This window comes from Kiritimatiellales bacterium (assembly GCA_041656295.1).
In the GTDB taxonomy this organism is placed as follows: Bacteria; Verrucomicrobiota; Kiritimatiellia; order Kiritimatiellales; family Tichowtungiaceae; genus Tichowtungia.
On the sequence record JBBADV010000001.1, the window covers coordinates 93554 to 105907 of the forward strand.

At 46.5% G+C, this 12354-nt stretch carries 9 protein-coding genes; 1 reads left to right on the forward strand and 8 read right to left on the reverse strand.

The window, feature by feature from the left end:
* Positions 1 to 74: 74 nt before the first annotated feature.
* The 6 genes from WC959_00400 to WC959_00425 form a co-directional block, all read right to left on the reverse strand.
* Positions 75 to 2069, reverse strand: coding sequence for a sodium:solute symporter (locus WC959_00400; GenBank protein ID MFA5687605.1), 1995 nt, complete (start codon positions 2067 to 2069; stop codon positions 75 to 77).
* A 37-nt stretch (positions 2070 to 2106) separates the two neighbouring features.
* Positions 2107 to 2595: a Gfo/Idh/MocA family oxidoreductase gene (locus tag WC959_00405; GenBank protein MFA5687606.1), complete on the reverse strand. Its 489-nt coding sequence runs from the start codon at positions 2593 to 2595 to the stop codon at positions 2107 to 2109.
* Between the two features lie 63 nt (positions 2596 to 2658).
* Positions 2659 to 4578, reverse strand: coding sequence for a hypothetical protein (locus tag WC959_00410; protein MFA5687607.1), 1920 nt, complete (start codon positions 4576 to 4578; stop codon positions 2659 to 2661).
* A gap of 53 nt (positions 4579 to 4631) precedes the next feature.
* Positions 4632 to 5873 carry a Gfo/Idh/MocA family oxidoreductase gene (locus tag WC959_00415; protein MFA5687608.1) on the reverse strand — a complete coding sequence of 414 codons (1242 nt, stop codon included), beginning with the start codon at positions 5871 to 5873 and terminating at the stop codon, positions 4632 to 4634.
* 38 nt (positions 5874 to 5911) lie between these two features.
* Positions 5912 to 6712, reverse strand: a complete 801-nt coding sequence (locus WC959_00420; GenBank protein ID MFA5687609.1) for a hypothetical protein — start codon at positions 6710 to 6712, stop codon at positions 5912 to 5914.
* 106 nt (positions 6713 to 6818) lie between these two features.
* The gene (locus WC959_00425) at positions 6819 to 7691 is read right to left on the reverse strand and encodes a hypothetical protein (GenBank protein MFA5687610.1); all 873 of its coding nucleotides are present in this window, start codon (positions 7689 to 7691) and stop codon (positions 6819 to 6821) included.
* Between the two features lie 307 nt (positions 7692 to 7998).
* Between WC959_00425 and WC959_00430 the strand changes: the two genes are divergently transcribed.
* Positions 7999 to 9012, forward strand: a complete 1014-nt coding sequence (locus WC959_00430; protein MFA5687611.1) for a LacI family DNA-binding transcriptional regulator — start codon at positions 7999 to 8001, stop codon at positions 9010 to 9012.
* On the opposite strand, the gene WC959_00435 is transcribed toward WC959_00430, so the two are convergent.
* Both WC959_00435 and WC959_00440 read right to left on the reverse strand, forming a co-directional pair.
* A complete protein-coding gene (locus WC959_00435; GenBank protein ID MFA5687612.1) occupies positions 9002 to 10720 on the reverse strand; it encodes an alpha/beta hydrolase-fold protein in 1719 nt (572 codons plus the stop codon). The two genes, WC959_00430 and WC959_00435, sit on opposite strands and share 11 nt — an antisense overlap.
* 10 nt (positions 10721 to 10730) lie before the next feature.
* Positions 10731 to 12347, reverse strand: coding sequence for a sulfatase-like hydrolase/transferase (locus tag WC959_00440; protein MFA5687613.1), 1617 nt, complete (start codon positions 12345 to 12347; stop codon positions 10731 to 10733).
* Between the last annotated feature and the right edge of the window lie 7 nt (positions 12348 to 12354).

The following is a 12354-nucleotide window of genomic DNA, read 5'->3' on the forward strand; positions in this document are numbered from 1 at the left end:
GCACCAGTCTAACAATTGGTAGACTGTAAATATATACCCTTTTGTGCCGGTATTTTAAATTTCAATGAATCGAATTAATGTTCTTTTGCTTTAAACAGCGCAAAGGCGGTAAGTCTGTCAAGAGAACGACTCGTTGACGGACGAAGGATACTGGCAAAATATCCGGCGAAAATCGTTACAAAAACACCGATCGGCAAAAACGCCAGCGAATGAACTTCCCAGAACAATTTTGCGTAAATATTAACCAGTACCGCAATGATTGTTCCCATCCATACTCCAAAGCGGTTGGTTCGTTTTGTGAAAATTCCGAGGAAAAAGATTCCGGTTACCGGTGCAATGACGATACCGGTAATCATCAGAGCTAGATCCCAAATTGAAAGCATATTGCTCCGCGCAAGAATCAGCGCGGTGAATGTTCCGGAAACACCCAGTATCAGCGTTAAGATTTTCCCAATAATCACGCACCGGTGGTCGGATGTATTTTTGAAAAACCGGCGATAAATGTCTTCCATTCCGATATTCGCTACACTGTTGACGGCGCCGGAAACAGTCGACATTGTCGCGGCAAGCAGCGCCGCAACAACAAATCCCGCCATACCCGGAGGCAGATGCTGCGCCGCAAAAAACGGATAGATCCCATCGGCTTTCAACGCCGGACTCAGGTCCGCCGGATTATTTCTGTAGAACAGAAACAGCAGAGTTCCCATCGCGAACAGAACTGCATTCAGCGGAATCGCAACGGCAAGTTGAGTAATGATGGTTTTGCGCGCATCTTTTTCCGTCGGCGTACACTGCACACGCTGAATAAAACTCTGATCACCGATCATTCCCATTCCAACGGCGACGGTATTGCTGAAGAGAATTACAACCACCGGCGCAGTCCAGTCAAAACTGAAATCGAACATCTTCAGCTTGTTCATTTCCTGTATTGTGTAAACTGCTTCCGCCGGAAGAATGTCCAGTGAAAACAGAACCCATAATGCGCAAACTAAAACCGCCGCCAGCATAACGACCGCCTGCAATACATCCGTCCAGACGACGGCTTCCAATCCGCCGAGCGTGACATAAATGGTTGCGACCACTCCCATAATTAAAATGCTGTATTCCATCGACAGACCGAAAATCGCGCTGATTGCAATCGCCGGCAGAAGAAGGATTGATGCAACACGAGCCAGCATTTGATTTAGTGAATAGATGAAACATCCGAGCATCCGGGTTGATAATCCGAATCGCTTTTCAAGATACTCATTAGCGGTGACAATATTCAGCCGGCGCGCAAGCGGAACATAGACGAGCAGCGTTAACGGCAGTTGAATAATAAGAATATAAAACACCATTGAAAAATAGACCCAGTTTTCCGCAAAGGCTTTTCCCGGCATCGCCATCAGGCTGATAGCACTGGCTCCGTTAGCGAACAGACTCATCCCCGCCGCCCACCACGGAATACGCTGGCCGGCGCGAAAATACTCAGCGCTCGATTTTTCACGGCGTGAAAAGAATACACCAAATCCGATCAGTGCCACCGCAAGAATGGCAACCACTGCATGGTCATAAATACCGTATTTGGTCGGCGTCAGAATCGCCGTTCCGGAAATCACAAGTGTTTTTGAAAACACTGTAAATACAGTTCCGGATGAAACCGCGCCGACCGCCTGCAGTGCTTCCGGCAGTTGTCCGATTTCAACCCACCGGTCGGTAATGAGATGGTAAGCAAGAATACGCCGGTCCGGTGCGCTTCGATTGAAAAACAGAATGTGCGCATCGCCACACGGCACGGCGACAAAATTACACATATTCTCCGGCGCAACTGCCAGAGCAATCTGTTCATCACGAACCGGATTATGCCGGAATGATTCAGTTCCGCTCTCATCCGTGCCGAATACGTAAAGCATTTTGTGCATCTCAATCCGCACTTCGCCGGCGGCCGGTGCCGCCCGGCTCAACAGCTCTGCCGACGGTACGCCATCTATTGTAAATTTAAAATACTCTGTGCCGGAAGCAAAAATTCCGGCAGAAAAATTGAAAAGGAAATATGTAAAAACTGTTTTCTTAAAAAACGACTTTATCATAATTCATCTAACTGATTTTATGTTTTGTCAAATTGAATCAAAAATTCAAATTTTTCAGATTAATTATAAGTTGCTGTTTTGTGTTTGTCGATTTGCATGCCTGTAAAATGGCTTCGATCATTTTAAATGCTAGTGATGTTCCTATTCTACCGGTAGCGGAATCTGATTTTAATTGCTGTACAATTTTATAAATCGACGATAACGCTGTTCTGCAATTTTCTTCCTGCGGCAGATGGTCCGGACGAAGCAATGAAACAATTACGCGCCCGTCATACGCTTCAATCACACCTTTCGTGCCGACAATCTGGTACCAGTCATCGCCGTGCGTTGACGCAATCCCGAGGCGAAGAATATCGACACTCGCTGTCAGCGTTCTGCCGTTATCAAGTTGAAATATTCCATCGCAAACATCTTCACACCCGGCATAATCCGGATGCGCGTGATTGGCATGATGCACGGTGACGGATGCCGGCAAACAATCGGTAATAAAATTTGTCATATCGATTACATGGATTCCTGTAACCATTCATCGAATACGCTTAACGCATGACCAAAGCCGCCGATTAATAATACATTCTGTTCACACATATTATTCATTAAAGTTAAGAGTTAACTGATGATGATTAAATTGAATGGAGATAATTCCACTGTCCCACACCGATTGAACAAACGGACTGTCATAAACAAGCTCCGGTGCAAGATTAATAGTCTTTCCGTTGATTTCGGGCAAACGAGTTTGATCAGCAGGAAAAACCATTGTATCACTGTTGAGGCTTTTGTATGTGAGTACCGATTTTTTAAACGTCAAAGACTGCGAAAGCGCTTTGTTACGAAATGCTTCAAAACTTTCATAATCGGATTTCTGACCGGCTTCAATGATTACCGGCGTGTAAGGTTCTTTACAAATAAACCAGTGACCAAATTTTTCGGGAGTCGTTGACAACTCGGCATCACCTTCCACAATACAAACGCCGACATACGTGTCATTTGCTTCAGCAAAAATCCATTGCCCTTCTTTCTCCGGTGTTGAAAGACCGGCATTGGAAAAAAATACGCGCCAGTCATCAACATGTCCTTCGCCGGAAATCCGTTCATCTGTTTTATTACTCAACGTCTGATTTATGCGCTGAGAAATCATTGTACCTTTAGATTGCACTGCCCAAAATCCGTTGAGAATCGATTGTTCTTTTTTATTATAAGTGGTCGAATAAACCCGTGCATCAGGATGTCCAGAAAAAACTACTCCAGCCCAGCGATTTTGACTGCTAATGGCAACCCAGTCGCGTGTCGGACGGGCTTCCGTAAGCAGTGCTCCCATAATAAAATCAGGAGTGCAATATGTGTAACGAAGAATTCCACCGAAATCGGTGCGAAGGAGATAATTGTCGGGACGGTCATATCCTTCAACCGCTAGCCCCATTTTGCGCTCGCGGATTTCGTAGGGCGCGAAATTTTTCCAGTTATACGCGATCTGCAGAACAATGTCTGGAATCTGCCAGGAGGTTGTAACGAACGGGATCATTGTAAAATGGATGAAGTTCGGCTCGCCGTCACCGATTAAATACCAGGACGCGCGGCGGATGGGACTTGAGCCGTGCCGTGCATGGCCGGGAGTGCAGCGGATTTTCGCACCGCCCTGAACAAAATCGAGTTGCGATTCCGCCCAGAGTGCCCAGAATAAATCCATAAATTTTCCGGCACGATCTTTTAAAATCGGATCATCGCTGAAGTCGTAGAAATTAAGAATACCGCCAGGCACAAGAGACGAATACGACGGCGAATCAATTTCCACTAACATTCCTTTGCACGCGCGCTGGCGGATGTATTCTTTAAAATATTCAGTCCACACAGTGTAATGTTCGGTAACAATACTTCCATCCTGAAACGGTTTGTTCTGATAGTCTGGAAGTCCTTTCAGAATTAATGAAAACATCCAGAAGCTGATGATGTCGTTTGAATGATGGTTTTCTGATCCGGTGATCCGCCAGGTTTCCGATTCTTTAATTTCCGCCATTTGAATGTCTGCCCGCCCGTTCATCCACTCCCACATAGTGACATGAAGAATCTCCAGCGTATCATCGGATATCTGCCCCGGCGCTCTAGACCCGTTCGGCCCGTAGAACAGATACATCCGTGCCAGAGTCTGGCTCAAAAAATGGAAACTGTGCTGCTCAAAAAATGTCTGCGGACGCTCCCGGTGATACTGACAAAGTTCCTGCAGAGCCGCATTAGCAGTATCAAGCTGCTCATTCAATTCGAATGCCCGTATTGCAAATTCAAGAATTGATTTTCCGTAATTCCGGGTAAAGTCGCCGCGATCCCGCCAACCGACAATAATTTCTTCTTTCACCAAAGGCTTGCCGAATTCCTGTGTAAAAAAATCAATCCGGCGCTGCGCTGTAACAGCGCGAAGTTCAGCAATCTGCTCGCGACTTAATTCGCCGGCGGATATGCCGGATGAGCCAGTACCTAAAAACAATAATCCCATCACGATAATTATTGTATTCATTATAACTCCTCCATTGCATTTATAATATTCAGTAAAAAAAACAAATCCTGCAATCAGTTTACACATACCTTGCTCTTGCTGTTTTTAAGCAAAGCAGAACAAAACCGTACCGGAAACTGTTTATAGTTTTCAGTATGAAATTTTTTGCTCTGCACGGCCCACGAAACATTGATTTCAGAAAACAATGCATTCGCTTCAAAAGCCTGTTCCATTATTCCGGCGATCCCGTCAATCACTGTCTGTATCGTGTCACCGACATTTATACGACGAAGATATTGTTCGGGAACTGTACAGATTGTTCCGGCGGATTCAAACGCACTGTTTACCGTCACCGTAAACGGACGGGTCATTGCAAGATCACAATAAAGCATTTCTTCTCCGCGAACGGTACGACAGAGATGCTGAAGCATTTCAATCCGGTTTTCCTGATAAGCTTCATGCATTTCAATCCGACCATCAGCAAATTCAATTTTTAAATCTTTTAAATCACTAAATGTAATGAGCGCTTTTTCTGTCTCGATCACCGTTCGCAACGGAATTTCTGTTTTCGAACCAAGTGTAAACCAGTTCATCGCTTCAATTCCGTTACGAGTGAGAATCCGCAAACAACTGGTATCTTCACTTTCAATGTCATTACAGCGATATAACTCCGCTTCGACAATCTCCGGTTCCGCCAGCGCATTCTGCTGGGCTCCGGCGAAGAACAGATTATTGCAAAGACCATGCGCGAACGGATTATTAATATCACCATCAAGAATCCACTGACCGCCTTGTTTTATTTTTCCAGCCCAGCTGTTCCGGTTAAAATATGCATCCGTACGAATCCACGCGCCGATTGATTTAACTCGCCGGATTTTTCCAAAACGTCCATCCAGCAACTCTTTTTTCAACTGCTGCACCAAACCGGCGTAAAGAGCATTAAAGCACACCGCTACCGGTAGTCTGACTGATGTCGCAAATTGATTCAGTTCATCCAGCTCCTGTACTGTAGCAACCGGCGGCTTTTCCATCCATACTGGGAATCCGGCAGCAAGACACTGCTTCGTAATACTCGCATGAAGATGAATCGGCGTCGGGTTCATCACAACATCAAACCTGCCGTAATTCAATAATTCATCAATTGTCTGGAAAACATGAATGCCGCGCTCACGACAATATTGCACACCGGCACTGTCCAGATCGCGGGAAGTTACCGCCGTAACGGTGCAGTTAAATGGAATTGATAAAACGCGTTTAATTAGTTGAAAAGCATAACTGCCGCATCCGATCACCCCAATTTTTACCGGCTCATTCATCGATGTTAAACTTTCTGTTTCTCCGATATTCAATCGGGTTATGGAGTTAATGAAACCTGAAATCCTGCAACACGAAAATTGGCGATATTATTTTTCGTTCCGTTAAAATGCATTCCCTGCATAAGTATTCCGAATGCCTGAATATCCGTCAATTCTGCCCCGAAAACACCAGTACCGGGACTGGCCGTATTAAAAAACTGATTTTTTGCGGGGTCATAAGGATACCAGGTTTCTGTATAGCCGTTTAATTTAAACTTACCGGCGACAGTCAATTCACGTCTTGACACATACCAGTTTGTTCCATTTTTAACTAGTGCGCGCGTCATTTTGCCGCCATTCAACAATTCAACATTAATAGAAACCGAATCGGCGGTATTTTCAAAACGCAGATTTTCGATAGCTGATAATCCATTCAGGAAATCCGCTTTTTTAACATGTGGTGAAAAAGCAAGCCCCATATCTGAAATACCGGCCTTATTGGAAATCTGAAGCGCTTTTTTCCCTGCATGATAGCGGTAATAATTCACGTTACCGACGTTATCTGTTGAATTAAAATTCGCGACCTGATATCCGCCATAAAAAACGCTATTCTTTATTTCGGCATGAATTTTTGTATTGATTGCAATGAAAGGAGTATCGATTGGACGGAACCGCCGGCGATCATTCATATTTCCATCAAAATCATAATCGCCCGTTTCGGTAGACGTTCCAGCCTTCGACACATTCTGTTCTACATCGCTGTAATTAGCGCCGAAATCAACAGCCAGTACACCCCACGCGGTTGAAGCAGCGGTCATCATTGCATAAATAAACAGTATAATATAAAATTGCGGTTTCATTACAGCATCCTCTGAACTTTAGATAATTATCCCTGATATCACTTTACCGGACTGAAATATTTACAACAGGGCAGGCCGTTGCGGCCTGTCCTGTTTAATTATCGCTTTATTTATTGCGAATGAAAAATGCGCTGACTACACCGATAATATATAATCCAATGGTTCCCGGCTCCGGAACAAGTGATGCCTGAAATCCAGTAATCCGGAAATGTGCGGCATTATTCTGAGCTGTGCTATCAAACCCAAGTCCCTGCATAAATACACCAAACGCCTGAACATCAGTCAGCGTTGCTCCAGAAATCCCTGTGCCGAGATTCGTAGTATTTATAAAATAGTTGACGGATGGATCAAACGCATACCATGTCTCTGTGTATCCGTTAAAACTGAGACTGGTGGCGGATGTTACTTCACTAGCGGACACATACCAGGTCGATCCATTTTGAACAAGTGCACGGGCGGTTTGCCCTTCTGCAAACGTTCCGTTAAACAGATTAATTGTAAATGAAACAGAGTTCGCGGCATTGTCAAAACTCAAATTCGCAACGCCTGCCTGTCCGTTTAAAAAATCCGCCTTTTTAACATAAGGCGTAAAAGCCAGCCCCATATTCGTCGTTGATCCAGCGCTTGAAATTTGAAGAGTTTTCTGAGCGCCAAGATAACGATAATAATTTACATTGCCAGGATTCACTGTCGCGCTGAAAGCTGCGATTTGATAACCGCCATACAAAACATTATTTTTATTAGCCAGTGCTGGCAATACAAGAAAATCACGGTCTATTGGCTGGTACCGGCGCCGGTCCGTATTATTTCCATCAAAATTAAAATCCTTGTCAGATTCTAAAATTGAAGCTGATTTACTGGCATCTACATCACTGGAACCATAATCACCACCGAAATCAACAGCCAGAACGCCCCATGCGGTTGAACCTGTCATAATCAGTGCAACAATTGACATAATAATACTTAATTTATTCTTCATCTCTTCCTCCTTATCCTTTCCGGCGAAACCCGCCATTTGTTTATTTGCCGCATTCATGAAACATATCATGAATAAATCTATTTATTTCATGCAAAAATACATAGAATTTGTTACTCGTCAAGAAAATTAATGTGCATATTTTACGCAAAAATAAGCTTTACTTTTTATGTACATTACATAAATAATTATAAACGAATAATATTATCAACCAAAGTATTCTCCGTTTTAAGCAATGCTTATTGACAAACAACGCGCTCTGGAGAATAAAACAGCAATCAGTTAATAAAAATTTACAGAAATCTGCCTTATGACAATTCAGAACGTTGCAAAGAAAGCGGGCGTATCCACCGCTACCGTTTCGCGAATGATTAATGAAACCACATTTGTTAATGCTGAAACAAAAGAGAGAATTCTGACTGCAATGAAAGCAGTTGGATATGATCCCGCTCGCCGGAAACGCCGGAAAGCGCCGGTATTCCAATCACCGTTAAAACACCAGAATACTGCAATGATCTGGGTCGGCGGCGACGACGCCCAGTTAACCCACACCGGCCAGAACATGATGCAAGGCATCACAGAAGCTCTGCGGGAAATGGGTGCCAGTCTGACAGTCGATCATCTTGATTCAAGCGGATATATTCCACGGGCATTAATGGCTGGAAAACTTGATGGGATATTTATTAACGGTCCGGCACCGTCCCCTGCAATCTGTGACCAATTGAAAAAATTTCCGACCGTATGGTTGCTTCAAACAGGCTCAGTCGATTTCGGGGACCGCGTACAACCGGACCATACCTTTGCTGGCGAACTTGCATACGGATATCTGGTTAATAAAGGCTGCCGGAATCTGTGCTGCATGAGTTATGCAGCAACACCTGGTCATTTCCAATATTGGAAATCCCGCACCGACAGCTTTGTCAGTCATGCCGCTCAAAACGGAATTCCCTGCAGTTTGCTTGACCTGCCGGAGCCGGATAATCCGGAAAGCAGACAATCCGACCTGGCCGCTGCCGCCGCAAATTTAGTTAATTCGCTCATTCGCCTTCATAAAAAACCGGATGGACTATTTGTAGCAAATAATCTTGGTGTTTACGTTCATAACGAATTAAGCCGGCACAGTGTTATCCCAATGAAAGATTTGTTCATGGTTGCCGGAGATACAATGGTTTGTACCCAGCACATGAGCCCGGATCCGGTTAAAATCAGAATTTTTAGCAAACAGATCGGACAGATGGCAGTGGAAGCGCTACTCCTTCGCATCAGAAAGCCGAACATGCCGAATATTACGCATCTTATAAAGCCGGAGTTAGTTATTCCTTAATTCGACAAACTGAAATTCGGATACTTTCGACAGAAGAGAGCCGAATATTCGGAATCGTTAATATCCCGTTCATATCCGCCTGAACGAAAACATCATTTACTAGAACGGTCTCAAATGGAGAAATGCGAAATTGCGTTAACCGGCGAAGGGTCATATCAGCCGTGCAAACCGGTGGAAGGAAATCGCCGGAAATGGATAAACAAATGTTCCATAAGTCACCGGTTTCTTCAACATCCGACCAGTAAATGCCGCGGTTTATCCAGCCTTCGATATCGCCGTCATTTTTGTCGCCGTTGCCGGGATTGCGATTCGCCGAAAAATTGCTAAACGCCGGAAAACTGTTCTGCAATGTAATTTCCGGTTGAGAGGAGTAGAAGTTTTCAATGTCAGCGGGAACGGTTCCTGATTGCCTCATGCTGTGCGACTGATTATTCCAATAGCAGGCAAACGCGCGTCGGCCTTGATTCATCGCAGCGTAAAACGGCGGATTATTGATCCACGGAATTGAACCGTCGCGCCGGCCGTTATACAGAACCAGAAACGGGAGATCGCCGGAAAATTCCAGCGCAATTTTTTCGCTGTTCATCCGCTCCATCAACGGAATTCCTTCGTGAGTCATCACCGTTTCATCGCAGGGAAATCCGCAAAGTCCGTCCAGCCGCCATAAATTACTTCTGCCGTCCGGCGCCGAGCGGGTTGTATAGGATGTCACCGGAACGAAACTGAATATTGTGGCGAAAACATCGGGATGGTGGAATCCGACAGAAATTGCGCCGGAACCGCCCATTGAGCCGCCCTGAAGATATGTGCGCGCCGGATCAGTTTCGAAATATTCCTGCGCCCAGCGAACCAGATACAGCAAATATTCTTCGGTGTAGTTCACCGTGATGCCGTCTTTCACGCGATCCGCATCGTAAATCAGATTATTGCAACCGTACCACCACGTATTAATCGCCGGAACATGATCGCGTTTGTCCGAAGAAAAAAGCAGCGGACGCCCGATCCACGTACGGTCAAACGGCGTAATTAAAATTCCGTCGTCGGTGCTTTCGACAATAAATTTGCGCGCGAGACCTTCGCGCCAGCCCTGCCGCGCATCACCGAAAATAATAAAATTTGCACTCCGGTTTACATCCGTTCCACCGCCGCGACCGTGCAGCGTCAACGTCAAACTTTTACCGCGCGCACTGCCTTGCGCCGGAACATTGGTTGAAAGCAGAAGCGGCTGCGGCAGTTCAACCGCCGCTGTCACGGGAATTTTCAATGAGTTTACACCGGGAACCGCACCGGTGCTCTGCGCCGGTAGCACCGCAAAAAACATTTCCGGCGGATCATCAGGCAGAACGGTGTGAACAAACAGTCCGCCGGCAGGATTTAATTCGCGTCCGTTGATAACATATCCATGCGTCCGGTCCGGCGCGGCGCCGGAATCAAACGACGCCGGATCCTGCCACCAGTCGCACGCGCTGGACGGTTCGATATGATGTCCGATCTGTTGCGCGCCGGAAAAATTATGTTCATCAATCGGCTCATTGTGCATAAACACGCTGAACGTTGTGCCCGCCGGCGACGGCTGTTCATCCCAGAAAAGGAACACCTGACCGGGACGAACTTCGGCGCGCAAATTCGAAACCATATTGTTCGCGGAATAAAGCGCCGGCGCGATCAACATAAGCGCCGGCAGAATAGATTTTATATTTTTCACCATAACTCTTCGATTATAAGGAAACCCTCACCGCCCCTGCTGATGCGCCATTGACCTTCCGTTTGCGCACTTGTTCGAGATACGGCGAACGAACACGATCAAGCCATGCAATCAACTGTTTTTTCATTGCCTCAGCTTGAGGAAAATGTTTTTTCCAGTCGGGATTCGAGCCGAGCAGATTATTCATTTCGTGCGGATCGGTTTTCAGATCATACAGCGCGTCGAGCGATGAGGCTTCCGGCGTCCGTCCGAAAAGAAATTTCCACCGTCCATCAAACGCCATAAAACCGGGAACATCATCGTTCGCCCACTCAGCAAAAATCATGCGCGGCTCAGCGGCTCCTTTTTCAATCAGCGGCCGCAGGCTGGCGCCGTCGGATTCGTGTATGCCAGCGCCAAGATAATCAAGAATTGTCGCAAACAGGTCGATCTGCGAAACCGGCGAGGTCACCACCGTTCCTGCCGGAATAATTCCCGGCAGCCGCATCATCAGCGGCACATGCACCGACTCTTCATAAAAAACCTCTTTTCCGTGCCGTCCGTGCGCACTGAGCATTTCGCCGTGGTCGCTGGTAAAAATGACGAGCGTATTTTCTTCAATGCCCTTTTCCTGAAGCACATCGAGAATTTTACCGAGCCAGTCGTCGAGTTCTTTAACAAGTCCGTAGTATTCGGAAATCATGTATTTCACATTTCCCGGATCACGGTATTTATTCGTTGAACCGGTTTCCGTTGGGTATGGAGAATTCTCCATCAGATCGCTGATGCTCACCGGCATCGCCATTTCGTCCGGCGGATACATTCCGTAATACGGCGCGGTCGGAAGCAGCGAAGGATGCGGTTTATTAAAGGAACAGGTAATCGAAAACGGCGCGCCGGCAAACTCGCGGAGCGTATCAATTGTCAGATCGGCTTTATATGCCGTTGCGGACAGTTCTGCCGGAATCAGCAGTTCGCCGTGCAGGTCTGCCTGTTTATGTGTTCTCTCCGTCACATCAAGTTCCGCCTGCGAAAGCCCGTAATAATGATCGAACGGATTCGGGCGGTAAATTGTGGTTTTATTAAGTTTGAGTTCGCCGGCGCCGAGCAGACGGTCAAGCGCTCCGGAGTTTTTCAGGTGTGCGTCATATCCCGGGTCGCGCATCGGATTACCGGCGGCGATGCGATGATGGAAACTCTCGTAACATCCGGCGCGATATGCCGGCGCATGCCATTTCCCGTGATATTCGCACCGGTATCCCTGCTCTGCCAGAATCTCATCAAACGTCTTCATCGGGAAAATATTGCCGGCCGGGTCCGGCTTCTCCGCCTGCTTGTTGTTGATCACTTTGTGATTGTAAATCGAACGGCCGGAAAGAAGCGTTGAACGCGCCGGCGCACTGATCGGACACTGCGTGTACGCCTTTTCAAAACGCACACCGCCGGCAGCGAGCCGGTCAAAATTCGGAGTTTCAACCACCTTACCGTCCATGCAGCTCAGTGCGTCAAAACGAAGCTGGTCGCACATAATAAAAAGCAGATTGATACGGTTGCCGGATGGAGCGGCCTGCAGAAATTTCGGCAGCAAAACTGTGCCGGCAGAAGCAACGCCCATATTCCGGAGAAATTCACGGCGACTGTGATTTTTCATGGTAACC

Excerpts from the sequence above, each read along its gene's own strand:
- WC959_00400 (MFA5687605.1), bottom strand. The coding sequence starts at position 2,069 with ATGATAAAGTCGTTTTTTAAGAAAACAGTTTTTACATATTTCCTTTTC.
- WC959_00440 (MFA5687613.1), bottom strand. The coding sequence starts at position 12,347 with ATGAAAAATCACAGTCGCCGTGAATTTCTCCGGAATATGGGCGTTGCT.
- WC959_00425 (MFA5687610.1), bottom strand. The coding sequence starts at position 7,691 with ATGAAGAATAAATTAAGTATTATTATGTCAATTGTTGCACTGATTATG.
- WC959_00410 (MFA5687607.1), bottom strand. The coding sequence starts at position 4,578 with ATGAATACAATAATTATCGTGATGGGATTATTGTTTTTAGGTACTGGC.
- WC959_00435 (MFA5687612.1), bottom strand. The coding sequence starts at position 10,720 with ATGGTGAAAAATATAAAATCTATTCTGCCGGCGCTTATGTTGATCGCG.
- WC959_00405 (MFA5687606.1), bottom strand. The coding sequence starts at position 2,595 with ATGGTTACAGGAATCCATGTAATCGATATGACAAATTTTATTACCGAT.
- WC959_00430 (MFA5687611.1), top strand. The coding sequence starts at position 7,999 with ATGACAATTCAGAACGTTGCAAAGAAAGCGGGCGTATCCACCGCTACC.
- WC959_00415 (MFA5687608.1), bottom strand. The coding sequence starts at position 5,873 with ATGAATGAGCCGGTAAAAATTGGGGTGATCGGATGCGGCAGTTATGCT.
- WC959_00420 (MFA5687609.1), bottom strand. The coding sequence starts at position 6,712 with ATGAAACCGCAATTTTATATTATACTGTTTATTTATGCAATGATGACC.